Source organism: Enterobacter sp. C3_dUdeg, assembly GCF_057536195.1.
Genome location: NZ_BAAKFX010000001.1, coordinates 763676 through 789571, shown reverse-complemented (window position 1 = coordinate 789571; position 25896 = coordinate 763676). Strand labels below are relative to the sequence as shown.

Below are 25896 nucleotides of genomic sequence, written 5' to 3'. Positions count from 1 at the left end.
GATTACGGATAATAACAACTGAGTATCTTGCGTAACACTCATGGCGGGCGCGGGAAACGCCTGGCCGCGCATGCGGCCAGGCAGGGCGGACTTAGTGTTTGATCATGACATGCCGCACAACCGTATAATCCTCAAGCCCGTAGACCGACATATCTTTGCCGTAGCCGGATAATTTCATGCCCCCGTGCGGCATTTCGCTCACCAGCATAAAATGGGTATTCACCCAGGTGCAGCCGTACTGCAGGCGCGCGCTCAGGCGATGGGCGCGGCCCACGTCTTTGGTCCAGACCGATGACGCCAGGCCATACTGCGAATCGTTCGCCCAGGCCAGCACCTGCGCCTCGTCATCAAACTCGGTGACGCTCACCACCGGGCCAAACACCTCGCGCTGAACGATGGCGTCGTCCTGCTTTGCCCCCGCCAGCAGGGTTGGCTGGAAGTAGTAGCCCGCCCCCTCTTTTTTGCTCCCGCCGGTGACAACGCGGATATGACCGAGCGCTTTCGCCTCATCGACGGCCTGACAGACGCGTGAAAGATGGGCCGCCGAGCTGAGCGGGCCCAGTTCGGTCGAGGCATCCTCCGGCGCACCCATATTAAGGCTGGCGACCGCTGCGCCCAGCTTTTCCACCAGCGCGGCATAAATGCCCTTCTGGGCATAAATCCGGCAGGCCGCCGTACAGTCCTGTCCGGCATTGTAGAAACCAAACGTCCGCACCCCTTCGACAACCGCATCCAGGTCGGCATCATCAAAGACGATAACCGGCGCTTTACCGCCCAGCTCCATGTGGGTGCGTTTAATGGATGACGCGGTATGGCCGATGATATGTTCCCCGGTAGCAATCGAACCGGTCAGCGAGACCATACGGACCTTTTCATGCCCGGTAAGCGGGTCACCGACCGTTTTACCCCGGCCAAACAGGACGTTCAGAACGCCTGCCGGGAAGATATCTTTTGCCAGCTCCCCCAGCTTCAGCGCGGTCAGGGGCGTGATCTCTGAGGGCTTAATCACCACGCAGTTCCCAGCCGCCAGCGCGGGTGCCAGCTTCCAGGCCGCCATCATCAGCGGATAGTTCCAGGGGGCAATAGAGGCAACCACGCCCACCGGATCGCGGCGGATCATCGACGTGTGACCGTCAAGGTACTCCCCGGCGGCCAGCCCGTTCAGACAGCGGGCGGCCCCGGCAAAGAAACGGAAAACGTCGACCACCGCCGGAATTTCATCGCCCAGAGCACAGTGCAGCGGCTTGCCGCAGTTGAGGGATTCGAGCCGGGCAAAGTCCTCCCCATGCGCTTCAATCGCATCCGCCAGCTTCAGCAGGCACTCGGCGCGCGTCTTCGGCGTGGTTTGCCCCCACTCCGCAAAAGCACGGTCGGCTGCCTGAACCGCCGCGTCGACCTGAGCCGCTGACGCCTCGGCAATCTCCAGCAGGAGTTCTCCAGTGGCCGGGTTATAGACCGGCTGTTTTTCTCCCTCTCCGGTTACCAGTTTTCCCTCTATCAGCAGTTGTGTTTGCATAGCATTTTCCTGTTGAATTCACTGTTATTTCCCGCTGCCGGCGATGTTCTCGCCGTCGCGGGTTAGCCACCAGGCTCCCAGAATGGGGATAGTTGTCACCAGCATCACCAGCAGTGCAACGACGTTGGTGACCGGCACGTCGCGCGGACGGCCGAGCTGATTGAGCAACCACAGCGGTAACGTGCGCTCGTGTCCCGCCGTAAACGTTGTGACGATTATCTCGTCAAACGACAGGGCAAACGCCAGCATTCCCCCGGCCAGCAGCGCGGAACCCAGATTGGGCAGCACCACATAGCGGAAGGTTTGCCATCCGTCGGCCCCGAGATCCATCGACGCTTCCACCAGGCTCCAGGAGGTGCGTCTGAACCGGGCAATCACGTTGTTAAACACCACCACCACGCAAAAGGTGGCGTGTCCCACCACGATGGTGAAAAAACCCGGCTCAAGGTCAATCGTTTTGAATGCCGTCAGCAGCGCCAGACCGGTGATGATCCCCGGTAACGCAATCGGCAACAGCAGCAACAGCGAGATCGCATTCTTGCCAAAAAACTCGCTTCGCCACAGCGCCGCTGCAGCAAGCGTGCCAAGCACAAGGGCAATCGCGGTGGAGAGCGCGGCAATCTGAAGTGACAACGTCACGGATTCAATAATATCGCCGCGCCCCGCCGCCACGCTGAACCACTTCAGCGTCAGCCCCTGCGGCGGAAAGCTGAAGGCCGCGTCTTCGGTATTAAAGGCATAGGTCGCGATAATCAGCAGCGGGAAGTGCAGGAAGATGACGCCTCCCCAGGCTGCCACTTTCAGGAACAGCGGTGCGCGTTCAGAGTGCATCGAATGCTCCCAGACGTTTCACGAACGCCAGATAGAGTGAAATCAGCACGATGGGCACCAGCGTGAACGCGGCGGCCATAGGCATATTGCCAATGGCACCCTGCTGCGAGTAGACCATGTTACCGATGAAGTAACCCGGCGGCCCCACCAGCTGTGGAACGATGAAATCCCCCAGCGTCAGGGAAAAGGTGAATATTGAGCCCGCGGCAATACCCGGGATCGCCAGCGGCAGAACGACGTAGCGAAAGGTCTGACGAGGGCGCGCGCCGAGGTCGGCTGAGGCCTGCAGTAGCGAGGCAGGCAGGCGTTCCAGCGCCGCCTGGACGGGCAGGATCATAAACGGCAGCCAGATGTAGACGAAGACCAGAAACCGTCCCAGCCCGGAGGTGGACAAGGTGTTGCCGCCAATCGCCGGGAGCGTAAGGAGTGAGGTCAGGATCGGCTCCAGCCCCATGTGGTTGAGAAACCACTGCGCCACCCCGTCCTTCGCCAGCAGCAGCGTCCAGGCGTAGGCTTTGACGATGTAGCTCGCCCACATTGGCAGCATCACAGCAATATAGAAAAATGCTTTCCACTTGCCTCGGGTGTATCGCGCCATGTACCAGGCCATCGGGAATGCCAGGATGGCGCTGGCTATCGTCACCGCAATCGCCATGGTTAACGTGCGCAGGATGATGTCGTAGTTTGCCGGGTTGAAAAGCGCCCGAATGTTCGCCAGGGTCAGATCCGGCGTGACGGCCATAGTGAAATCGTCAAAGGTGTAAAAACCTTGCCACAGCAGGGTCAGAAGCGATCCTAAATAGACGATGCCAAACCACATGAGCGGCGCGAGCAGAAGCAGGAACAGGCCGAGCGACGGTTTACGCCAGAACAGCGCCGTCATGCGGCTTAAGCGCCCATGCGAGGCGGGAGGATGCGCGACACTCATAGACATTTCACCTCTCCTCGTGCAGGCGAATCATCGCCTCGCGTGACCACGACGCCATCACCGCCTGCCCCGGCGCAATGCCGCTCAGCGACGAGGTTTCACTGAGATTGGCCTGGCTCACCAGCAGTTTGGCGCCATCGGCGAGCTTCAGCTCCAGCCGCGTGGCCGCTCCCTGATACTGAACGGCCTGCACGATGCCCTGAACCTGAACGTCTCCGCCCTCATTAAGGCGAATATGTTCCGGGCGCAGGGAATAGCTGCCTTCCATACCGCAAATTTTCTGCGCAAGGCCCGCATCAAAGACGTTGGACGTGCCGACAAAACCGGCGACAAACGGCGTGCGCGGACGCATGTAGAGATCGCGCGGGGTATCCACCTGCTCGATGCGCCCGTTATTGAACACCGCCACCCGGTCTGACATGGAAAGGGCCTCGCCCTGATCGTGGGTGACAAAAATAAAGGTGATGCCGAGTTCCTGCTGAAGCTTCTTCAGCTCGAACTGCATCTGTTCACGCAGTTTGAGATCGAGCGCACCTAAGGGCTCATCCAGCAGCAGGACGCGCGGCTCATTGACCAGCGCCCGGGCGATGGCGACACGCTGTCGCTGGCCGCCGGAAAGTTGCGAGGGTTTGCGGGCAACGGCAAAGCTCAGGCCCACTTTTTCCAGGGCATCACGGGCCTGCGCATGGCGTTTTTTCTTGTCGATGCCTTTGACCATCAGCCCGTAGGCAACATTGTCGAGAATCGACATATGCGGGAACAGCGCGTAGTCCTGAAAGACGGTGTTCACATCCCGCTCCCAGGGAGGCAGTTCGCTCGCCTCTTTGCCGAAGATAGAAATCGTGCCGCCTGACAGCTGCTCAAAACCCGCTATCAGACGCAGGCAGGTGGTTTTGCCGGAGCCCGAAGGCCCCAGCATGGAGAAAAATTCTCCGTCACGAATAGCAATGGTGACACCATCCACCGCCCGTACGTCGCCGTACAGACGGGAAACGTTGTTAAACTCTACCGCGTACGTCATGTTCTGCTCCCGGGCAATTAACGACCGCCCATGATGGCGATGTAATCCTGCGTCCAGCGGCTGTAAGGGACAAATTTGCCGCCTTCTGCGATGGGGGTTTTCCAGAACATGATTTTGTCGAACTCGTTATAACCGTTTGTTTCGCAGCCTTTATCACCCAGCAGCGTGCTGGCCTTACACCCTTCTGCAACCACGGGCAGGGAGCCAAACCAGGCCGCCAGATCGCCCTGAACTTTCGGCGTCAGCGACCAGTTCATCCACTTATAGGCGCACATAGGGTGTTTTGCCTGCGCATGCAGCATGGTGGTATCCGCCCAGCCGGTCACCCCCTCTTTCGGGAAGACGGTAGCAACGGGCTGGTTCTCAGCCTTCAGGGCATTCGCCTGATACGGCCAGGCGCTGGAGGCCACGACGCCTTCATTTTTAAAGTCGCTCATCTGAACGGTGGTGTCATGCCAGTAGCGGTGGATCAGCGCGTGCTGGTCGCGAAGCACCTTGAGCACGGCGGCATACTGTTTTTCGGTGAGCTGGTACGGGTCTTTGATACCCAGCTGCGGCTGAGTGGCTTTGACGAACAGCGCGGCATCGGCGATATAAATCGGGCCGTCATACGCCTGCACGCGTCCCTGATTGGTTTTACCGTCAGGAAGATCCTGTTTGGTAAAGACCACGCTCCAGCTGTCCGGCGGAGTCGGGAAGGTTTTGGTGTTGTACATCAGCAGGTTTGGCCCCCACTGGTAGGGCGTGCCGTAGACTTTACCGCCAACGTTAAACCATTCCCCTTTCACAATCCGCGCGTCGAGCGTTTTCCAGTTGGGGATGAGGTCGGGGTTAATGGGCTGAACGCGTTTCCCCATGATCAGGCGCAGGGAGGCGTCACCCGAGGCGGTGACCAGGTCATATCCCCCTTTCGCCATCAGGCTGACCATTTCATCCGACGTGGCCGCCGTCTTGACGTTGACCGCACAGCCGGTCTCTTTTTCAAACTGGGTGACCCAGTCATAATTTTTATCCGTCTGTCCGCGTTCGATGTATCCCGGCCAGGCGATAATATCCAGCCGACCTTCCCCGTCGCCGATGGCCTTTGGCGGTTCTGCGGCTTGCGCTGTCATGATAGTCATGCCGAGCGCGCACAGGCTGCTGCGGGCAAAATGTTTGCTCATAAGAGTTACTCCTGTCGCAATGAAATTTAGCGGCAGCCGTGCCGTAAAAATATCTCCCTTATTAAACGTAGACCGCGCAAATGCGCCGCACCGTACGGCTTCAGGAAATTTCATCAAGGTGTGACCGAGGGCGCATTCCCCGTTAACTGGATTATAGACAAGGAGTTAGCCGCGAGAGACGGTATGCAGATTTCCTATGGCAGGGCACCGCGAAATATTCGCAGCGCCGTCATCAGGATAAGAATTGATTATTTAAATAACGGAGAAAAGTTTATTCCAGCATCGTGCTAATTAATTTTCCTAACTGAATGACCGCCTGCTCTTCTCGCTCTCCCCAGGCCCAGGAGGTATTAAACCGGAAGAACGGTGTCCATGCGTCGGAGGTGGAAAACATCTTTCCGGGCGCAATGCTGATGTGGTGCGTTAAGGCTTTTTCGCTGAGCAGACCCGCATCCAGCTGCGCCGGAAGCTCCAGCCATAAAAAGTAGCCGCTGTCGTTATGGTGGATTTTGACGCCTGCAGGCATATGGCGCAAAAGGGACTGCCAGGCCTGCTGTTTTCGCTCGGCGAGGGTACGCCGCAGGCGGCGCAGATGGGCGTCGTAGCGTTTCGTCGCCAGGTAATCCACCAGCGCCAGCTGCACGGGTGAGCTGGTGGAGAGCGTGCTCATCAGCTGCAGCTGCTGAATGCGTCTCGCGTGTTTTCCTGCCGCAACCCAGCCGATGCGAAAACCGGCCACCAGGCATTTTGAAAAGGACGAGCAGTGAAGCGTCATGTCCTGGCGATCCCATGCTTTCGCCGGGAGCGGCTTTTCGCGGCCAAAATAGAGCTCGCTGTAGACATCGTCTTCAATCAGGGGGACGTTGTGCTGCGTTAACAGCGCGACAAGCTGCGCTTTTTTCTCCGCGCTCAGCGTGAAGCCAAGCGGGTTCTGACTGTTGGTCATGATCCAGCAGGCTTTAACCGGGTACTCCTTCAGCGCCTGTTCAAGGGCATTCAGATCAATCCCCTCGCGGACATCCGTCGCAATCGACAACGCTTTGAGCTTCAGGCGTTCCAGCGCCTGCAGCGCGCCGTAGAAACACGGGTTTTCGACTATCACCCAGTCGCCCGGCTCGGTTACCGCCTGCAGGCTGAGATTGAGCGCTTCAAGCGCGCCTGCGGTGATCACAATCTCTTCCGGGGAGATGTTCATCCCCTGCTGCGCGTAGCGACGGGCAATGGCGTGGCGGAGATCGACGTTACCCGGCGGCAGGTTCTCAATCACGCTCATCGCCGTCGCGGTTTTGCTGACGTTCGCCAGCGAGCGGTTGAGCTGCTGCAGCGGGAAAAGTCGGGGATCGGGAAACGCGGAGGCAAAAGGAACAACGGACGGGTCGCGGCTGGCCTGTAAGACGTCGAAGATGTAGGTGTTGATATCCACTACTTCATCACGTATCACCTGGGCAGGTGGAGCAGGCTGATGTGCGGTCGGGCGCGAGGCAACGTAATAGCCCGACTGCGGTCTGGCGACAATGCGCCCCTGACTTTCCAGCATCTGATACGCGTGGCCAACGGTCATAAAACTCATGCCGCTGCTCGCCACCTGCTCTCGCAGCGAAGGCAGCTTATCGCCCGGCAGCCATACGCCAAGCTCAATCTGCGAGATAATTTGTTGCGCCAGACGCTGGTATTTTTTCATCAAATTCTCCTTGTGACCGACAGTGTATATCAGCAGGAGAAAAAGAGAAGATTTAGCTAACTGTTATGGTTCGGGAAACGAATTACTTACGGTACTCGGTAACGTGGCTTTGCGCCTGACGCGCGGCGGCCAGGTGATCGAGCGTAATCATCGACGATTTGCAAAAGATGCATTTCGCGCCGAGTGGGTTTTTCTCAGACATATCAAAGACTGAGGTACGGTACTGCGAGCCATGACAGCATGGGCAGCGGAAATGAATATAAGAAGTCATAGGATTCTCCTGTGAACGTAAAAACGTAAATTACTAATGGGCCGATTGGGCAATAATGGTTTTAAACAAAACGAATCGGAAAGTAGATAAAGACCCAAGAGAGGCTGCGGAGAGGCACAACGTGATGAGAACTGCTTTATAAAACTACGTCAGATATTTATTTGGACTCAAAACCAGAGGGTCATTAACGCACGGCGCAGACGACAAGGCAAGCAGTTTTATGCGTAAAATTCATAAAAAGACGGTTTTTATTCCTCATGCGAGGTATATCAGATGACTAAAGCATGAGTTTTAAGTCAACTGTTATGGTTAAAAATCACTTTTCTGCGTCTGATAGTCCGAACGTTGCCCCTATACCATAACAGCACACCGTTTGACATTGAGGCTGTGCATGTTTGGTTTAGATGCTTTTCACCTTGCACGGATACAGTTTGCCTTTACCGTATCCTTTCACATTATTTTCCCGGCGATCACCATCGGCCTGGCAAGCTATCTTGCCGTACTCGAAGGGCTGTGGCTGAAAACCAAAAATCCGGTCTGGCGCTCGCTGTACCATTTCTGGTCGAAGATTTTTGCCGTCAACTTTGGCATGGGCGTGGTCTCCGGGCTGGTGATGGCCTACCAGTTCGGCACCAACTGGAGCGGATTTTCACAGTTTGCGGGCAGCATTACCGGCCCGCTGCTGACCTATGAAGTGCTGACCGCCTTCTTCCTCGAAGCCGGGTTCCTCGGCGTGATGCTGTTCGGCTGGAACAAAGTCGGGCCGGGTCTGCACTTCTTCTCCACCTGCATGGTGGCGTTGGGCACTATTATTTCTACCTTCTGGATCCTCTCGTCGAACAGTTGGATGCAGACCCCGCAGGGCTATGAGATCGTCAACGGTCAGGTCGTGCCGGTGGACTGGTTCGCCGTGGTGTTTAACCCCTCCTTCCCTTACCGCCTGCTGCATATGTCGATAGCCGCATTCCTGAGCAGCGCCCTGTTTGTGGCCGCATCCGCGGCATGGCATCTGCTGCGCGGCAATAATACCCCTGCCATACGGGCAATGTTTTCGATGGCGCTGTGGATGACGCTGATTGTCGCCCCCATCCAGGCCATGGTTGGCGATATGCACGGTCTGAACACCTTAAAGCACCAGCCCGCCAAGATTGCCGCCATTGAAGGCCACTGGGAAAATCCGCCGGGTGAGCCTACCCCGCTGCTGCTGTTTGGCTGGCCGGATATGGAGCAGGAGCGCACCCGCTTTGGGCTGGAGATCCCGGCGCTGGGGAGTCTTATCCTGACGCACAGTCTGGATAAACAGGTTCCGGCTCTCAAAGAGTTCCCGAAGGAAGACCGTCCGAATTCCACCATCGTGTTCTGGTCATTCCGCATTATGGCGGGCCTGGGCATGCTGATGCTGCTGCTCGGGGTGATGGCTCTCTGGCTGCGCTACAAAAAACGCGTGTATTCGTCTCGCCCTTTCCTGTGGTTTGCGCTGCTGATGGGGCCAACCGGGCTGATTGCCATCCTGGCCGGGTGGATCACCACCGAAGTGGGCCGCCAGCCGTGGGTGGTCTACGGACTCCAGCGAACGAAGGATGCGGTTTCTGCCCACGGTGACCTGCATATGAGCGTAAGCCTGCTGGCCTTCTTCGTCGTCTATACCTCGGTATTCGGCGTGGGTTACAGCTATATGGTGCGCCTCATCCGAAAAGGCCCGCAGCCGCATGAAACTTTCGCCACCGAGTCCGACGGACGTCCGGCGCGCCCGCTTTCTGCCGTCACAACTGAACATAAGGAGCAGCCATAATGGGTATCGACCTTTCCATTATCTGGTTTGTGATCATCGTCTTCGCCACGCTGATGTATATCGTGATGGACGGTTTTGATCTGGGGATTGGCATTCTGTTCCCGGCCACGCAGAACGCCGACGATCGCGACGTGATGGTCAACAGCGTCGCGCCGGTGTGGGACGGAAATGAAACCTGGCTGGTGCTTGGCGGTGCCGCCCTGTTCGGCGCATTCCCGCTGGCCTATGCGGTGATCGTTGATGCCCTCACCATTCCGCTGACGTTAATGCTGATCGGGCTTATTTTCCGCGGGGTGGCATTTGAGTTTCGCTTTAAAGCCACGCCTGCCCACCGCCCCTTCTGGGATAAGGCGTTTATTGGCGGTTCAATTCTGGCAACGTTCACCCAGGGCGTGACGGTAGGCGCCGTCATTAACGGCTTTACCGTCACCGGCCGGGCCTATACCGGCGGCCCCTTTGACTGGTTTACCGCGTTTAACCTGTTTTGCGGCGCGGGGCTGGTGGTGGCTTATGCGCTGTTAGGCTCTACCTGGCTGGTGATGAAAAGCGAAAACGCGCTGCAGGAGCGGATGCGTGAGGTGTCGAAAACGCTGTTAATCGTGCTGCTGGCGTTTATTGCGGCGATCAGCCTCTGGACGCCGCTGGCGCAACCGGCCATCGCTGCGCGCTGGTTTACGCTGCCGAATCTGTTTTATCTGCTGCCTGTCCCTGCTCTGGTGGTGATTTTTAGCCTGTACCAGTGGCGCTGCCTGAATAATCCCGCCAGCCATAGCCGTCCGTTTATTCTGACGCTGGGGCTGATATTCCTCGGCTTTAGCGGGCTTGGGATCAGCATCTGGCCGCATATTATTCCACCGTCGATCACCCTGTGGCAGGCCGCCGCCCCGACGCAAAGCCAGGGCTTTATGCTGGTGGGCGCGCTGTTGATCATTCCCGTTATTCTGGTCTACACCTTTTGGAGCTACTACGTGTTTCGCGGCAAAGTTCAGCATGGGGAGGGTTATCACTGATGCAACAACCGGTATGGAAAAGATTGCTGTGGCTGGCCATTATCTGGGGCGGCAGCGTACTGGCGCTGGCTGCTGTCAGTATGCTCTTCCGCATGCTGATGACGGCGGCAGGATTTAAATCTCATTAACGTTATTCCGGGCAACCGCTGCGTTGCCCGCTCCTCCCAGCACTTTCAGATAAACCCCATTAACGCACGGCAGAGTATCGTTACACTGGAAAAAGATTCACAGTATTTATAGTTTGAGAAGAAAAATGAAAAAGCTCATTGCGTTAAGCGTTATTAGTCTTGTCCTTTCCGGCTGCGTTAATCCGGGCAAAGCCTCCGTACAGCCGGAGCAACTTAAAAACCATCGCTTTGTGCTGGAAAACGTCAACGGTAAGGCCGTGAAGACCGCGACAACGCAACCTGAGATCGGTTTTAGCGCGCTGCCAGATATCAGCCTGGTGAATAACATCAGCGTTTCTGGCCAGATGTGTAACCGCTTCAACGGACAGGGGAAATTGTCCGAAGGCGAGCTGAAGGTTAAAACGCTGGCCATGACGCGCAAGCTCTGTACTGAGTCGCAGCTGAATGAGCTGGATCAGACCATCGGCGACATGCTGCGCAAAGGGGCGCAGGTCGACCTGACTGAGGACCAGTTAACGCTGGCGACAGCCGATAAAACGCTGATGTTTAAGCGTGTAGAATAATCAGTAGTTACCGCAGCTTCCAACGGCAAGCGACTGTTCACTACAGCGTTTGCCGTTTGGCAAGGCGCACATCCCAATAGCAGAACCATCAAGCTGGCGGGCGACAGACAGCGAACCGCCAATCATCGCGCAGTTGGCCTGACCTGAACTTGACATTGCCGCTTTCATTCCCGGCGCCACGTGGGCTGCCGTTGCCTGCTGGACTGGCTCACTGCTACATGCCGACAACAATAACGCGGCACACCCTACCCAAAATGCTGAGCGCATGCTCTCTCCCCCATGAATAATGCGAAACCTATGCATAATAGGCATCACATCCCTTGTCGTCGAGAGCGGAAGTGCGTATTTATGCGCTCCGGAAACAATTTCTCGCAATTTTTTCGCCAAAAGTTTGATCTACTCATTGATGGCAGGAATACCAAGGACACAAAAGCGAAAATCGTAAAATCCCCCGTTTGCTAGAATACACAGATAATATTCAGGGTTTGTTGCCGTAATACAGACCCCTATTTTTTGCGCAATGTAAGGGTGTTGTCCTATGCAAACTATTGACGGTAATGGTGCAGTTGCCTCAGTCGCGTTTCGCACCAGTGAAGTTATCGCCATCTACCCGATTACGCCAAGTTCTACCATGGCCGAGCAGGCGGACGCATGGGCGGGTAACGGGTTAAAAAACGTCTGGGGCGATGTCCCGAGAGTGGTTGAGATGCAGTCTGAAGCCGGTGCGATTGCCACGGTACACGGTGCGCTTCAGACCGGCGCGCTTTCCACGTCGTTTACCTCCTCACAGGGATTGCTGTTAATGATCCCTACGCTTTACAAACTCGCCGGTCAGCTGACGCCCTTCGTTCTGCACGTTGCCGCGCGCACCGTTGCTACCCACGCGCTCTCTATCTTTGGTGACCACTCCGACGTGATGGCCGTGCGCCAGACCGGCTGTGCGATGCTATGTGCCAGCAGCGTTCAGGAAGCGCAGGACTTTGCCTTAATTTCGCATATCGCCACGCTTAAAAGCCGCGTGCCGTTTATTCACTTCTTTGATGGTTTCCGCACCTCTCACGAAATCAACAAAATCGTCCCGCTGGCCGACGATACTATCCTGAATCTGCTGCCGCAGGCGGAAATCGACGCGCATCGCGCCCGGGCACTTAATCCTGAACACCCGGTTATTCGCGGGACATCGGCGAACCCGGATACCTATTTCCAGTCCCGCGAGGCCACGAACCCCTGGTACAACGCGGTTTACGACCATGTTGAACAGGCAATGGATGACTTTGCCGCCGCAACCGGCCGGCAGTACAAACCGTTTGAGTACTACGGCCATCCGCAGGCGGAACGGGTAATTGTGCTGATGGGGTCAGCCATTGGGACCTGTGAAGAGGTAGTAGACGAGCTGCTGACGCGCGGTGAAAAGGTCGGCGTGCTTAAGGTGCGTCTCTACCGTCCGTTCTCGGCTAAACATCTGCTTTCGGCTCTGCCTGAAAGCGCCCGCGCTGTGGCGGTGCTCGACCGTACCAAAGAGCCGGGCGCGCAGGCGGAACCCCTCTATCTGGATGTGATGACCGCCCTGGCTGAAGCCTTTAATCAGGGCGAACGTGAAACGCTGCCGCGCGTGATTGGCGGTCGCTATGGCTTGTCCTCCAAGGAGTTTGGGCCGGACTGCGTGCTGGCGGTATTCAACGAGTTAAGCGAAGCGAAACCCAGGCCGCGCTTTACCGTCGGCATTTATGATGATGTGACGAATCTTTCCCTGTCGTTGCCGGAAAACACCCTGCCCTCGACCGCCAAACTTGAGGCGCTGTTCTATGGTCTGGGCAGCGACGGCAGCGTCTCCGCGACCAAAAACAACATCAAAATCATCGGCAACTCAACGCCGTGGTACGCCCAGGGGTACTTCGTCTACGACTCCAAAAAAGCAGGCGGCTTGACCGTTTCCCACCTGCGCGTGAGCGAACAGCCCATCCGCTCCGCGTATCTTATTTCTCAGGCTGATTTTGTTGGCTGCCACCAGCTGCAGTTTATTGATAAATACCAGATGGCCGAGCGCCTGAAGCCCGGCGGCATTTTCCTCCTCAATACGCCGTACAGCGCGGACGAAGTCTGGGCGCGGCTGCCGCAGGAAGTTCAGGCGGTGCTGAACCAGAAAAAAGCCCGTTTCTACGTGGTCAACGCCGCGAAAATTGCCCGCGAATGTGGCCTGGCTGCGCGTATTAATACCGTTATGCAGATGGCCTTCTTCCATCTGACCAATATTCTCCCGGGCGACAGCGCGCTGGTGGAACTGCAGGGTGCGATTGCCAAAAGCTACAGCAGCAAGGGTCAGGAACTGGTCGAACGAAACTGGCAGGCGCTGGCGCTGGCACGCGAATCGCTGTTTGAGGTACCGCTGCAGCCGGTGAATGCCGCAAGCCCGAACCGCCCTCCGGTGGTGTCCGATGCGGCGCCCGATTTCGTTAAGACCGTGACGGCGGCGATGCTGGCCGGCCTGGGCGATGCCCTGCCCGTCTCCGCGCTACCGCCGGATGGCACCTGGCCGATGGGCACCACGCGCTGGGAAAAACGTAACATTGCCGAAGCGATCCCCATCTGGAAAGAAGAGCTGTGTACCCAGTGCAACCACTGCGTTGCGGCCTGCCCGCACTCTGCTATTCGTGCCAAAGTGGTTTCACCGGAAGAGATGGAAGCCGCGCCGGCAAGCCTGCATTCGCTGGATGTGAAATCTCGCGAGATGCGCGGACAGAAATACGTTCTGCAGGTCGCGCCGGAAGATTGCACCGGCTGTAACCTGTGCGTCGAGGTCTGTCCGGCGAAAGACAGGCAGGATCCGGAGATCAAAGCCATCAATATGATGTCGCGTCTGGAGCACGTCGAAGAGGAGAAGGTCAACTATGACTTCTTCCTGAATCTGCCGGAAATCGATCGCAGCAAACTGGAACGTATTGATATTCGTACGTCACAGCTGATTACGCCGCTGTTTGAGTACTCCGGGGCCTGCTCCGGCTGCGGTGAAACGCCGTATATCAAGCTGCTTACCCAGCTGTACGGTGACCGGATGCTGATTGCCAACGCAACCGGCTGTTCATCCATCTACGGGGGCAATTTGCCTTCTACGCCGTACACCACCGACGCGAATGGGCGAGGTCCGGCGTGGGCAAACTCGTTATTTGAGGATAACGCCGAATTCGGCCTGGGCTTTCGCCTGACCGTCGACCAACACCGCGCGCGCGTGATGCGCCTGCTGGAGCAGTTTGCCGGGCAGATCCCCGCTGAGCTCAATGACGCGCTTCATGCGGACGCGACGCCAGAAGAACGTCGTGAGCAGGTTGCTGAGCTGCGCCGCGCGCTGCAGGGCGTTGCGGGGGCTGAACAGCTGCTGACCGACGCTGACGCCCTGGTCGAAAAATCAATCTGGCTGATTGGCGGTGACGGCTGGGCTTACGATATCGGCTTTGGCGGGCTGGATCACGTGTTGAGCCTGACCGAAAACGTCAACATCCTGGTTCTGGATACGCAGTGTTATTCCAATACCGGCGGCCAGGCGTCGAAAGCGACGCCGTTAGGCGCGGTAACGAAATTCGGCGAACACGGTAAACGCAAGGCGCGCAAAGATCTCGGCGTGAGCATGATGATGTACGGTCACGTTTACGTCGCGCAAATCTCGCTGGGTGCCCAGCTTAACCAGACGGTGAAAGCGATTCAGGAAGCGGAAGCGTATCCTGGCCCGTCGCTGATCATTGCCTACAGCCCTTGCGAAGAGCATGGCTACGATCTGGCCCTCAGCCACGACCAGATGCGCCAGCTGACCGCGACCGGCTTCTGGCCGCTGTACCGGTTCGACCCGCGTCGTGCAGACGAGGGTAAATTACCGCTGGCGCTGGATTCGCGTCCGCCGTCGGATGCCCTGGCCGAGACGTTAATGCAGGAACAGCGATTCCGTCGCCTTAACGCCCAGCAGCCGGAAGTGGCCGAACAGCTCTGGAAAGATGCCGCTGCTGACCTGCAAAAACGCTATGACTTCCTGGCGCAGATGGCGGGTAAAGCCGAAAAACCAACCAGCGACTAGTTCCCCTGCCCGGCTTATCCGGGCATTTTTTTGCCATAAAAAAAGCCCGGCGTATTCACACCGGGCGAATCCAGATAATCATTGAATATCTATTTAGTTTCCTTAATAGCATTCACGTTAATTATGGATGAATCATCTTACAGGCATATAACGCCGGGCAGATTACCTTAATTAACGCCTGATTAATAATTTCAATTTAATATAGTTACTTTTAAATCATTCATCAAACCAATGATCATTTCCGCTGATTTATTCGGTTTAGATTTTACTTAGTTCGTAACAATTATATTTTATTACTCTTACACAGGAGTGATTTAGCATGAGACAACTTTCTCATTCTGAAAGTTCAACAGGTAATTAAATAAAAACAACTGCAAAGGAATATCACAATGCAAAGAAAAGTACTGGCTCTGATGATTCCGGCTCTGTTAATAGCTGGTTCTGCTCAAGCAGCAGAAATTTATAATAAAGACGGTAACAAATTAGATCTGTACGGAAAAGTAGATGGTCTGCACTACTTTTCAGATAACAAAGGTGCTGACGGCGATCAAACCTATATGCGTCTGGGTTTCAAGGGTGAAACGCAGATCAACAACACGATGACCGGCTATGCGCAGTGGGAATACAACATTCAGGCCAATAACACGGAAGGGTCTGATAATCAGTCCTGGACGCGTCTGGCCTTCGCCGGTGTAAAAGTGGGTGACTACGGCTCCTTCGATTACGGTCGTAACTACGGTGTCCTGTACGACGTGGAAGGCTGGACCGATATGCTGCCTGAGTTCGGTGGCGACTCCTACACCAAAGCCGACAACTTCATGACCGGCCGCGCAAACGGCGTGGCAACCTACCGGAACACCGACTTCTACGGTCTGGTGCAGGGCCTGAACTTTGCGCTGCAGTATCAGGGCAAAAATGAAGACGCCAGCAACAACCAGGAAGGTACCAACAACGGTCGCGACACGCGTCACGAGAACGGTGACGGCTTCGGTATCTCTACCACCTATGACTTCGGCATGGGGATTACTGCGGGTGCCGCGTATACCTCTTCTGACCGAACCAACGAGCAGGTCATGAACACCACTGCGGGTGGAGACAAAGCGGATGCCTGGACGGCGGGCCTGAAGTATGACGCCAATAACATCTATCTGGCGGCGATGTATTCTGAAACCCGCAATATGACACCGTATGGTGATAACACCGACGCCGTGGCGAACAAAACCCAGAACTTCGAAGTGACCGCGCAGTACCAGTTCGACTTCGGCCTGCGTCCGTCCGTTTCCTACCTGCAGTCGAAAGGTAAGGATCTGGGCAACGGCCAGGGCGACCAAGATCTGGTTAAATACGCTGACGTAGGGGTCACCTATTACTTCAACAAAAACATGTCCACCTACGTTGATTACAAAATCAACCTGCTGGATGAAGACGACAACTTCTACAAAGACAACGGCATCAGCACCGATGATGTTGTAGCGTTAGGTCTGGTTTACCAGTTCTGATTGTCAGAGCCCGCATAATCATGCGGGCTCGCTTGTTTTTTGAAGTTCGTCACATAAGACAGTTTAAGAAAGGGGTTGGTTGAGGGAAAGTTGAAAGTAAGCTGGTTAAACTGCGGTGATAGCCCTTTCTTCACTAAGGATAACAGCGTTGTTTGGTCGTGTATCCCTTGCCTTACTTACCCTTTTAGCATTGCTGTGGATGGCGTTAATTTTTGATTTTGGTGATATCGTCGGGCATCTCGGGGCGCTATTAAACCATCTGGATGGCAGTTAACTATTGTCCCTGGAAATAAAAAGCCACCAGCGGTGCCGGTGGCGGGTAAACGCGTATGTCGCGTTATTTTTTCACAGGTTGAGGCTTTTTATCACCTGATTCAGGGGCCTCACGCGGATCGTCTTTTTCAACACAGAGCATAGTTTCTCCTGTTTCAGTTACCCACTGCCTACTATAGCCGGAGGAGTAAAAGAGTGGCCAGGCGGCAATCATGCCTGATCTTCCCCTTTCTCGCGAAAAGAGAGATAACCTAATACCCCACTATCCCCATCCATGGGATGGTTAACGCCGTCCATCACCTTCACCTCTGGAAAATCAAAAGGTGAAACGTTTTCAAAACAGGCGACATTAACGCCATATTCGTTTGGGTTAGAACGCCGCTGATGGAACGTGTAGATCCCGCATACCGAGCAGAAGAAATGCCGTGCCGTTCCCGTGTTAAAGCGGTACTCGGTGAGCTTATCTTCACCTTTGGTCACCTTAATGCCTGACAGCGGCGCAGAGACGACGACCGCGCCCCGCATGCGACAAAAGGAACAGCTGCAGCGCCGCGCGGTATTCAGACCATCAGTGAGCTCAACGGTGAACGCCACCGCGCCGCAATGGCACTTCGCGTTTCGTCTTTCAGCCATGGGCTATACCCCTTTTCTCACCAGCTCGGCAGCCTTAACGAAAACCTCATCTTCTACGCCATCGCCTTTTTGCCTGCCGAGCCTGACCAGTTCATCGACAATGCTGTTGCGATGGATCGGTTTCTGCGCTGAAACCAGCCCAATAACGGCGGCCCCAATCGCCAGCCCCACTAATCCGGTTTGTTCATCTTTGTTCATCATGCTTACGCTCCTGGTCCAACCAACAAGCTTAGCAGGAATACGGTAAAACGGAATGACGGACAAGTTCAGACAGGTATGACTTCTAAAATCGACAGATAGGAACCGGTATCTATTATTTTGTTCAGCTTCAAATTGGTCTGTTCAAACAAGACCTGATACTCAGGCTCTGTTCTTGCCCGCCCGCCATCAAAGCTTGTTAACAGAAGAAGGTCAATTTCAAATCGTCCCTGCTGATTATTTTCTTTTTTAATAAGCGGTTCAAAAATTAATAATCGGGAGTTATCTTTCATTGCATTTCTGCAGCACTGAAGTATCTGAATCGCCTTCTCATCAGGCCAGTCCATCAAAATATATTTAAGTAAAAAAATGTCCGCTGCAGGACAGGCTTCAAAAAAGCTGCCCTCTACGGTCTTCCATCGGCGATTATCATTCAATAGTGAAAGTCTGTTCCGCTCAAGCACGTCTTTTTGATCAAACAAGATCCCTGTCAAGGTCGGATTTCGACGTAAAATTGCCAGCAATAAATTACCCAGCCCACCGGCGATATCGGCAACGACAGCGTTTTCAGGGAATGAATAGCTACCAGTAATAGTTTCATTTTCTACGGATGACATAGAGGCCATACCAGCATGAAAAATGTTGCTTCCCGTCACCGTGTCATCATGCTGCCAGTAATCGTAAAAAGGCTTTCCAAACAATGAATTAAAAACAGGTTTGCCTTGCAATATTTCATCCATTCTAGCCGCTGGCTGCCAGAATGTTTGGTCTGTCAACATAAGAACTGCCGCCCGTAAGGAAAATTCATGATCGGAACGCAGGAATTGAGCTGAATGGCTAAGACCGTATTCCGTTTCGGATAATTCGTTGAACACCCCACGCGAAGACAATAAGCGCATGATTCGATGAAGATAGTCGCCATCGACATTAAGCTCCTTCGCCAGCTGCTTAACGGATTTCTTTCCTTCAACCAGAAGATCTGCAACGCCTAATACCGCGACAGCCCGAAGTGCTGCCTGCCAGACAAAACCCATGCTTTGCTCTAACAAACACATTCCTTCTTTACGGCTTAGCAAATCCAGACTATTACGTTGTGACATTTTCTGCTCCTTACCAGTAAAGATGCGCTGAACAACTTAAATTCGCTAGCAAGCGTAAGTCTGGTAGTGAGCTTTATCCATAATTTCAGAAAGGATTATTTATGCGGTTTCGTACCGTTTAGCATACAATCTCTTTAAATATGTAAAAAAACAGGGCCACTTACTCTTTATTTTGATTAGTAACATAGTGACACTATTATTGTGTAAATAATTGCTTTGATGAGAAAAATGCCTGCCATGAGAAATGACATTTCATATTTAAAATCTCGGCGTCAGTCCAAACTTTGGCGTTTTGATGTTTGCAGCCCAAATCTTGATATCGTTTTGCAGGAGGATCGTGAAATCGGATTTTAAATGCGTCACCATGCTATTGACGCTGTCCGCATCAACCACTGAAAAATGTTCAATTCTGTTTTGTCCTACCTGAACACAATAATATTTGGCGGGCAGTACTTTACCATTCACATTTAGCGGCAGGTTTTTCTCACCGCAACGGCCTTCAGTAATATAGGACACCAGTAAATTAGCGGATTTTCTTCCTGGCTGGGAGACACTCACCATGACCGGGAAACCTTCCGAGGTCTGTGTCATATCATAAAGAACCGCATTTTTTATATACCAAGTATTATATTCCCGCTCCTGAAAAGCAGACCAGGAAGGCGCAGAAAAGAGCACCAGCACTGCCAGAATAAGAGATTCTATTTTCATGGGATGTTGTCGTCCGTGTTGTTGCACGTATTATTCAGATTGTGCAAAAAACAGCAACCACTTAAGAATAGTCCTACTACTATTGGCAGTGACGGAGGAGTAAATTAAAGATATGCCTTACCGTCAGCAGTCCCTGCCAACGCTCATAAAAGAGAATAAGAAGAAAAATGATAAACGGCCGCCATCATGGCGATGCTGACGACGACGCTGATGAAAAAGTAGCTTTTGAAGGGCTGCTTTTGGGTTTTATGGCGAAAGAGTTGTTGGCCGACAATGGCGCCAGGCCAGCCACCTGTCACGCCAAATACCAGCAATGTCGCTTCCGGAACCCTGCGCATCCCCTTCCGCGCCGCCATTTTATCGGCGCCATACATGAACAACGTCATCACGTTGATCGCCAGAAACCACATGACCAGAGAATGGGTAGCAAGAAGGCTGCCGATCGCAGCGATAATCAGGAGTAAATAACAAAAGCGATTAAGGGTCATAGCACGAGCCACGGGGTGTTTAGCAGTTTTGGATGACGCATTATACGTTAACTGACGAAAATCTCAGAGTGAGACGGCTATTCTAAAATGCAAACTGCGCCCCGGGCCTTTACTGGTTAACATTTAAACTGCGGTAATAAGTAAGCATTATTTCATTATGCGTTGACCGCTAGCATTTTTTTCTTAAAAAATTAACCTGAAACATCTTACGTCGAAAACACAGCGTAAGCGCATTGTTTTAACAAAACAATAATCATTACATCCATCAATCTAAAGAGGGTGCGACAATGTTGATTAAAGTCAAATTAACCGTTAGGCAGCTAATATTCCAAATCACCCATTTGCTTAAGAATCCCAAAGAGAATGTTGAAAACAATTAATTTGACCATCCGGTCAATACATAACAAAATATTCCCGTGGTTAAAGCAATAATGGTCTGCATTTTTGGGGGATGATGTCCCCCCTTTTTATTTTCTCAGAAACAACCGAATAAACATTATTCCACCCTGACCTTAACTTTTGGCTTCGACAAGAGAACTTTGACCAGTTCCTTGAAAGGAAGAGGTTTGTAAAAGAAAAAACCCTGTAAAAACCGGATATGATTGCGAGTGAGGTAATCGAGCTGCTCTTCTGTTTCAACGCCTTCCGCCACGATGCTAATTGAGAGTTTTTTGGCCAACTCCAGTACCGAATCAAGGATTAGCGTTGAGTCCTCATTCGCGTTAACCCTGGCAACAAAGCTCTGGTCGATTTTAATGTAGTCAATATGCAGATCCTGCAGATAGGACAGACCGGAATAACCCGTACCAAAGTCATCCAGCGCAATGGCAAATCCGTTGTTATGTAGCTCATTCAATGTATTAACAAGATGTTCATCAATGTCGAGCGGTTCACGCTCCGTCACTTCAACGACGAGGTTAAGATCCTGTTGAGTAAAGCTGCGCTTATAGTGGAGACACTCTTCAACAAAGGTGGACACAACGATATGAGAAGCGCTGAAGTTAATCCCTACGTGAAACCCTTCCGGCAGCAATGTCGCAATAGCATTCATGTGTATTGCAACCTGCCTCATTAAGCTCTGAGTCAAAGGAATAATTAAACCGGATTTCTCCGCAAGAGGAATGAAGGACGCGGGGGAAATAAATCCTGATTGAGGATGCTTCCATCTGGCCAGCACCTCCACACCCCGTAAGGTTCCCTCTTTGCCGCTCACAACGGGTTGGTAATACGGAATAATTTCATTTTTGTAAATGGCGATGCGCAGCGACTCTTCGGGTGAAACATCCTTAGAAATATAGCGTTGAAGAATATAAGCAGAGAGAGACGATATTATCAGCAGGAATAACACCACGCCTCCGGCTCGATTGAATAATCTCTTAAGGCTAAAAAGAGGTGGAGAGGTGAATTGTACCGAGAAAGGATAAGTAGAGGCTTTTACCGTTAATACCTCTTTATTCGTAGGGTCTGCCGTCGTCACATCGCCTGTCAGACCTAAAAGCGTATTGCCTACTCTCAGGGAATATTCAACGCCATTTAATGGCATATCCAGTGCATCACGGATATGGCTATCGCTGATGCTAACGATGATTCGGCTTCCGGCATGAATTGTCTGATATAAGAGAACCGGAAGACCGTTGACGGTACTGGCCGAAGGGACGAGGAGCAATGATGACTCAGGCAGCACTGAGCTGTTGACCAACAATACGCGGTTTCCCGGTAACGAGGAGCACCAGACCGCATCATTTTTCAGAATAACGATCGTTCTCAGGTGAGGCTGTAATGCCGCCTCGGTGCCCAGCCGATATTGCCCTTCAGCATCACACTCATTCTCGGCAAGTTGCATTGCCATCTCAGTCGCATGACGAGCTTCTTTAAGAATAACATTCATGTTCCGCACGACGTAATGCGCCTCTGCCAGGCTATCGGCCCGTGCAGAATACCAAACCTGTAAATTAATGATAAAAACGCCTAGCAAAAACATTGTCGTGGCTGCAGCTACGGGGATAGATGCATGGCGCATTTAGGGTTCTCGATTTAAGTGAAGTAGCCGCTTCAACGACGGTGAAGTGATTGAATTGTCATTGCCTTAAGCATGGTTGATAACGTCATAATTACCATGCCAGGCGTCAGAAAAGTTCTCGTAAACCAGATTGAGGGGAAACAAAAGGCCGCCGAACGGCAGCCCTGGTGGATAAGTATCTATTAATATCGCTTTATTGTATTGATCGGGGTTCTTTCTGACCAGTCTGGCCGCTCGCCGGCCATGATGGCACGCTGTTGCGTTGGCGTCACAGACTGGGTTATTTCAGGCATTGACTTGTATTCGGGTTGCTTAGGTGGACTGAGAACCAGATCGGAGCTACAGCCTGACAGCTGGAAAATTGCCAGTAGAGATGAAATAAGCTTGAACACGTTAAACCCTTCCAATGGGATAAAATTTTAAGAAAAAGCGTGGTGCTGGTTGCATCCAGGTGACTCGTTACTGATATTCAAAGCCACGCGCCTGGCTGCAGACAGCAGATTCACCACACAGATAACCTCGTAAGGATATATTTACCAGGGCAATACGCGCAACGCTTTGTTTTCCTTCCCACCTGAACTAAAAATGCAAGGAAAGGCGACTATGCTTCTACAGTCGAGGGGGTTTATGCTAAAACCGCTATTCCGATTCTTTTGGTTAAGAGTTAAGAAGGGATTTGAATGGTTCAGGTTGAAGAATTAAAAATGAAGTACCCAGGCGCAGTGGCCTGGCAAATGGGTGACGGCCCGGAAATGGCGAGCGTGCTTGCGGACCTTATTAAAAAAGGAATCAAAACGGCCACCTGCGGCTCTTTTGCCTCGTACGCGCAGGATGTGTCTGCTCCGCGGATGGGGAGCTACAACATAATTCTTGATGGCCAGAATGTCCCGGTCTGTGTGATCCGGCTGGTTTCAATGCGGCTGGTGCGTTTTTGCGATGTAAATGAAGAATTCGCTCGCAAAGAGGGTGAAGGCGATTTAAGCCTTGAATACTGGCAGAAAGAGCATCAGCGATTTTTCTTCCGCGAAGGCCATTTTTCTGAAGATATGGAACTGATCGCGGAAGAATTTGAATTGGTTGAGGTGCTGTAAGCTGAGATAAAAGTGATACTTATCCCAGCGAGCCTGCACCCTTCTGATGCCCTCCCAGGTTTGTCAGGCTTTTTAAAGCTACCCTTGTCGATATAACGCATCACCCCGGCATCACTAGCCATTACCCTTAAGCCTGCATGATGTGAATCATTATAGGGCTCCAGATTTAACGCAGCTGTAAAACGTGCTGGTATTCGCCGCCGGAATCCGTACCATACGCGGCATACAATATTTGCCCCTGCTGGCTCCGAAGGTAGTACTAAATGCAACAGAATCAAGAGATTAACAAAAAAGAGCAATACAACCTGAATAAACTGCAAAAGCGACTGCGCCGTAACGTGGGCGAAGCCATTGCAGACTTCAACATGATTGAAGAAGGTGACCGCATCATGGTCTGCCTGTCAGGGGGTAAAGACAGCTATACCATGCTGGAGATCCTGCGTAATCTTCAGCAAAGCGCACCGGTGAAATTTTCCCTGGTGGCGGTCAACCTTGACCAGAAACAGCCGGGCTTCCCGGAGCACATTCTTCCGGAATACCTCGAGAAGCTGGGCGTTGAGTATAAAATCGTCGAAGAAAATACCTACGGCATTGTGAAAGAGAAAATCCCGGAAGGGAAAACCACCTGCTCACTCTGCTCTCGTCTGCGCCGCGGCATTCTGTATCGTACCGCGACGGAGCTGGGCGCGACCAAAATTGCGCTGGGCCATCACCGCGACGATATCCTGCAAACGCTGTTCCTCAATATGTTCTACGGCGGCAAGATGAAAGGCATGCCGCCTAAGCTGATGAGCGATGACGGCAAGCACATTGTGATCCGCCCTCTCGCCTACTGCCGCGAAAAAGACATTGAGCGTTTTTCTCAGGCTAAAGGTTTCCCGATCATTCCATGTAACCTGTGCGGCTCTCAGCCGAACCTGCAGCGTCAGGTGATTGGCGACATGCTGCGCGACTGGGATAAGCGTTATCCGGGTCGTATCGAAACCATGTTCAGCGCGATGCAAAACGTTGTCCCTTCCCATCTCGCGGATGTGGAGCTGTTCGACTTTAAAGGCATCAACCACGAGTCAGAAGTTGTGAACGGCGGGGACCTGGCGTTTGATCGGGAAGATATTCCCATGCAGCCAGCGGGCTGGCAGCCGGAAGAAGATGACAATCAGTTTGAAGAGCTGCGTCTCAACGTGCTTGAAGTGAAGTAAGCGATTAGCGTCTCAGAAACACCTTCTGAGACGCTTCATTCTTTATTTCAGCAGACGTACGCGACAGGTTTTACCCTTAATTTTCCCGTTTTGCAGCTGCTTCCATGCCTTATTGGCTACCGCCTGGCGAACCGCTACGTAGACATGCGCCGGATGGACCGCAATCTTGCCGATATCCGCCCCGTCCAGACCCACATCCCCGGTCAGCGCCCCTAATACGTCACCTGGACGCATCTTGGCTTTTTTACCGCCATCAATGCACAGCGTCGCCATTTCAGCCTCCAGCGGCACCAGGCTGACGCCAGCAGGGGCATTCATCCAGTTCAGCTTAATCTGCAGCATCTCAGAGAGAATGTTGGCGCGCTGCGCCTCTTCCGGCGCGCAGAAGCTGATCGCCAGACCGCTGTTTCCCGCGCGCGCGGTACGGCCAATACGGTGCACGTGCACTTCAGGATCCCACGCCAGCTCAAAGTTCACCACCAGCTCCAGGGATTTAATATCCAGACCGCGCGCAGCGACGTCGGTTGCGACAAGAACGCGGGCGCTGCCGTTAGCGAAGCGGACCAGCGTCTGATCGCGATCGCGCTGTTCCAGATCGCCATGCAGCGACAATGCGCTCTGGCCGGCGGCATTCAGGGCATCACAGACCGACTGACAGTCTTTTTTGGTATTACAGAACACCACGCAGGACGCAGGCTGATGCTGGCTCAGCAATTTCTGCAGGAGCGAAATTTTCCCCTGCTGCGAGGTTTCAAAGAACTGCTGCTCGATAGCGGGCAGCGCATCTACGCTGTCGATTTCAATGGTAAGCGGATTTTTCTGCACGCGCCCGCTGATGGCGGCGATGGCCTCCGGCCAGGTCGCGGAGAACAGCAGCGTCTGACGATCGGCCGGGGCGAAACGGATCACCTCGTCAATTGCATCGCTGAAGCCCATATCCAGCATCCTGTCTGCCTCATCCATCACCAGCGTTTGTAACGCATCCAGCGAGACGGTGCCTTTTTGCAGGTGATCCAGCAGGCGGCCGGGCGTTGCGACAATAATGTGCGGCGCATGCTGGAGTGAATCACGCTGCGCGCCGAACGGCTGTCCGCCGCAGAGGGTTAAAATCTTGGTGTTTGGCAGGAAACGCGCCAGGCGACGCAGTTCACCCGCGACCTGGTCTGCCAGTTCGCGGGTTGGGCACAGCACCAGAGACTGGGTCTGAAAAAGCGCCGCATCGATGTGCTGCAACAGGCCAAGGCCAAATGCCGCCGTTTTCCCGCTGCCCGTTTTCGCCTGCACGCGCACGTCACGGCCCTCGAGGATGGCGGGCAACGCGGCCGCCTGAACAGGCGTCATCGTGAGGTAACCCAACTCGTTGAGGTTATCGAGTTGGGCGGCGGGCAGAACATTCAGGGTAGAAAAAGCGGTCACAGTAGTCTCTCGTGGTCATCTTTGCGGTCAGATGGCGCGTATCCTCGCAGATCTCGCGATTCGATGCGACAATTTAATCGGTTCTTGATCTGGCGGCGGGTCGGGCATCGGCTGCGGACGCGGGATGGGATCGGGCATTGGCACCGGATCGGTGGGGACGGGATCGGATTGACGCGATTGTTGCAGTAGCAGAGCGTTCAGGATGCTCATCATTCCCTCCAGAATTTGCTGTCGTCCCTTTTAGGGTAGACGCTGAGAATCAGGAGGCAAAAAAAAGCCGACTATGAAGTCGGCGTCGTACGAA

The 25896-nt window shown here is 53.6% G+C and carries 25 protein-coding genes and 1 pseudogene; 9 read left to right on the top strand and 17 right to left on the bottom strand.

The genetic code is table 11. The features are described from left to right. Nucleotides 1–91 precede the first annotated feature (91 nt). The 7 genes from patD to ymcF form a co-directional block, all read right to left on the bottom strand. The gene (gene patD / locus AC27FC_RS03685; protein ID WP_094934976.1) at nt 92–1516 is read right to left on the bottom strand and encodes an aminobutyraldehyde dehydrogenase; all 1425 of its coding nucleotides are present in this window, start codon (nt 1514–1516) and stop codon (nt 92–94) included. 24 nt (nt 1517–1540) lie between these two features. Next, nucleotides 1541–2347 carry an ABC transporter permease gene (locus AC27FC_RS03680; RefSeq protein WP_029741505.1) on the bottom strand — a complete coding sequence of 269 codons (807 nt, stop codon included), beginning with the start codon at nt 2345–2347 and terminating at the stop codon, nt 1541–1543. Beyond that, on the bottom strand, nt 2337–3281 hold the full coding sequence (locus AC27FC_RS03675) for an ABC transporter permease (protein ID WP_058841008.1): 945 nt from the start codon (nt 3279–3281) through the stop codon (nt 2337–2339). The genes AC27FC_RS03680 and AC27FC_RS03675 overlap by 11 nt, the downstream gene beginning before the upstream one ends. A 1-nt stretch (nt 3282) precedes the next feature. Beyond that, nucleotides 3283–4296 (bottom strand): ABC transporter ATP-binding protein, encoded by a 1014-nt coding sequence (locus AC27FC_RS03670; protein ID WP_064672621.1) that lies wholly within the window; start codon nt 4294–4296, stop codon nt 3283–3285. A 17-nt stretch (nt 4297–4313) separates the two neighbouring features. After that, a complete protein-coding gene (gene ydcS / locus AC27FC_RS03665; protein WP_029741508.1) occupies nt 4314–5459 on the bottom strand; it encodes a putative ABC transporter substrate-binding protein YdcS in 1146 nt (381 codons plus the stop codon). A 271-nt stretch (nt 5460–5730) separates the two neighbouring features. After that, a complete protein-coding gene (locus AC27FC_RS03660; protein WP_196354307.1) occupies nt 5731–7140 on the bottom strand; it encodes an aminotransferase-like domain-containing protein in 1410 nt (469 codons plus the stop codon). An 82-nt stretch (nt 7141–7222) separates the two neighbouring features. Then, nucleotides 7223–7411 carry a cold shock small protein YmcF gene (ymcF, locus tag AC27FC_RS03655; RefSeq protein ID WP_023335881.1) on the bottom strand — a complete coding sequence of 63 codons (189 nt, stop codon included), beginning with the start codon at nt 7409–7411 and terminating at the stop codon, nt 7223–7225. Between the two features lie 391 nt (nt 7412–7802). Here ymcF and AC27FC_RS03650 point away from each other — a divergent pair, with 391 nt between their 5' ends. The 4 genes from AC27FC_RS03650 (at nt 7803) to hslJ (ending at nt 10904) form a co-directional block, all read left to right on the top strand. Beyond that, complete coding sequence (locus AC27FC_RS03650; RefSeq protein ID WP_087822669.1) at nt 7803–9203, top strand: cytochrome ubiquinol oxidase subunit I; 1401 nt, start codon at nt 7803–7805, stop codon at nt 9201–9203. After that, nucleotides 9203–10213, top strand: a complete 1011-nt coding sequence (gene cydB, locus AC27FC_RS03645) for a cytochrome d ubiquinol oxidase subunit II (protein ID WP_033145694.1) — start codon at nt 9203–9205, stop codon at nt 10211–10213. The genes AC27FC_RS03650 and cydB overlap by 1 nt, the downstream gene beginning before the upstream one ends. Next, nucleotides 10213–10341 (top strand): DUF2474 domain-containing protein, encoded by a 129-nt coding sequence (locus AC27FC_RS03640; protein ID WP_008501283.1) that lies wholly within the window; start codon nt 10213–10215, stop codon nt 10339–10341. The genes cydB and AC27FC_RS03640 overlap by 1 nt, the downstream gene beginning before the upstream one ends. Nucleotides 10342–10466: 125 nt before the next feature. Next, the gene (gene hslJ / locus AC27FC_RS03635; protein WP_143346919.1) at nt 10467–10904 is read left to right on the top strand and encodes a heat shock protein HslJ; all 438 of its coding nucleotides are present in this window, start codon (nt 10467–10469) and stop codon (nt 10902–10904) included. On the opposite strand, the gene AC27FC_RS03630 is transcribed toward hslJ, so the two are convergent. Continuing rightward, entirely contained in the window at nt 10905–11171 is a 267-nt protein-coding gene (locus AC27FC_RS03630; RefSeq protein WP_023312003.1) for a putative hemolysin, read from the bottom strand. It abuts the gene before it with no gap. A 271-nt stretch (nt 11172–11442) separates the two neighbouring features. On the opposite strand from AC27FC_RS03630, the gene nifJ reads away from it, so the two are divergent. Continuing rightward, the gene (nifJ, locus tag AC27FC_RS03625; protein WP_196354306.1) at nt 11443–14967 is read left to right on the top strand and encodes a pyruvate:ferredoxin (flavodoxin) oxidoreductase; all 3525 of its coding nucleotides are present in this window, start codon (nt 11443–11445) and stop codon (nt 14965–14967) included. A 389-nt stretch (nt 14968–15356) separates the two neighbouring features. Continuing rightward, nucleotides 15357–16466 carry a porin OmpC gene (gene ompC, locus AC27FC_RS03620; RefSeq protein WP_196354305.1) on the top strand — a complete coding sequence of 370 codons (1110 nt, stop codon included), beginning with the start codon at nt 15357–15359 and terminating at the stop codon, nt 16464–16466. Between the two features lie 337 nt (nt 16467–16803). On the opposite strand, the gene AC27FC_RS03615 is transcribed toward ompC, so the two are convergent. The 7 genes from AC27FC_RS03615 to AC27FC_RS03585 all read right to left on the bottom strand — a co-directional run bounded on the left by AC27FC_RS03615 (nt 16804) and on the right by AC27FC_RS03585 (nt 21886). Further along, entirely contained in the window at nt 16804–16881 is a 78-nt protein-coding gene (locus tag AC27FC_RS03615) for a hypothetical protein (protein ID WP_223239581.1), read from the bottom strand. Between the two features lie 68 nt (nt 16882–16949). Then, nucleotides 16950–17372, bottom strand: coding sequence for a GFA family protein (locus AC27FC_RS03610; protein WP_045888983.1), 423 nt, complete (start codon nt 17370–17372; stop codon nt 16950–16952). A 3-nt stretch (nt 17373–17375) separates the two neighbouring features. Continuing rightward, entirely contained in the window at nt 17376–17573 is a 198-nt protein-coding gene (locus tag AC27FC_RS03605; protein WP_023616678.1) for a hypothetical protein, read from the bottom strand. A gap of 65 nt (nt 17574–17638) precedes the next feature. Then, the gene (locus AC27FC_RS03600) at nt 17639–18670 is read right to left on the bottom strand and encodes a methyltransferase (protein ID WP_045143078.1); all 1032 of its coding nucleotides are present in this window, start codon (nt 18668–18670) and stop codon (nt 17639–17641) included. 258 nt (nt 18671–18928) lie between these two features. After that, a complete protein-coding gene (locus AC27FC_RS03595) occupies nt 18929–19378 on the bottom strand; it encodes a hypothetical protein (protein ID WP_033145699.1) in 450 nt (149 codons plus the stop codon). Nucleotides 19379–19521: 143 nt separating this feature from the next. Next, nucleotides 19522–19866 carry a DUF1294 domain-containing protein gene (locus tag AC27FC_RS03590; RefSeq protein ID WP_064672627.1) on the bottom strand — a complete coding sequence of 115 codons (345 nt, stop codon included), beginning with the start codon at nt 19864–19866 and terminating at the stop codon, nt 19522–19524. Nucleotides 19867–20362: 496 nt separating this feature from the next. Then, nucleotides 20363–21886, bottom strand: a complete 1524-nt coding sequence (locus AC27FC_RS03585) for an EAL domain-containing protein (RefSeq protein ID WP_196354304.1) — start codon at nt 21884–21886, stop codon at nt 20363–20365. Between the two features lie 680 nt (nt 21887–22566). Between AC27FC_RS03585 and AC27FC_RS03580 the strand changes: the two genes are divergently transcribed. From AC27FC_RS03580 to ttcA, 3 genes and pseudogenes are all read left to right on the top strand, one after another. Beyond that, entirely contained in the window at nt 22567–22977 is a 411-nt protein-coding gene (locus AC27FC_RS03580) for an ASCH domain-containing protein (RefSeq protein ID WP_063439764.1), read from the top strand. Between the two features lie 156 nt (nt 22978–23133). Beyond that, nucleotides 23134–23205: pseudogene (locus AC27FC_RS03575) on the top strand (hypothetical protein); the annotation flags it as partial. A gap of 35 nt (nt 23206–23240) precedes the next feature. Beyond that, a complete protein-coding gene (gene ttcA / locus AC27FC_RS03570) occupies nt 23241–24176 on the top strand; it encodes a tRNA 2-thiocytidine(32) synthetase TtcA (RefSeq protein ID WP_033145703.1) in 936 nt (311 codons plus the stop codon). Between the two features lie 42 nt (nt 24177–24218). Here ttcA and dbpA read toward each other — a convergent pair whose 3' ends face one another. Further along, a complete protein-coding gene (gene dbpA, locus AC27FC_RS03565; protein WP_196354303.1) occupies nt 24219–25592 on the bottom strand; it encodes an ATP-dependent RNA helicase DbpA in 1374 nt (457 codons plus the stop codon). Between the two features lie 27 nt (nt 25593–25619). After that, on the bottom strand, nt 25620–25802 hold the full coding sequence (gene ynaL / locus AC27FC_RS03560) for a proline-rich small protein YnaL (protein ID WP_071884843.1): 183 nt from the start codon (nt 25800–25802) through the stop codon (nt 25620–25622). Between the last annotated feature and the right edge of the window lie 94 nt (nt 25803–25896).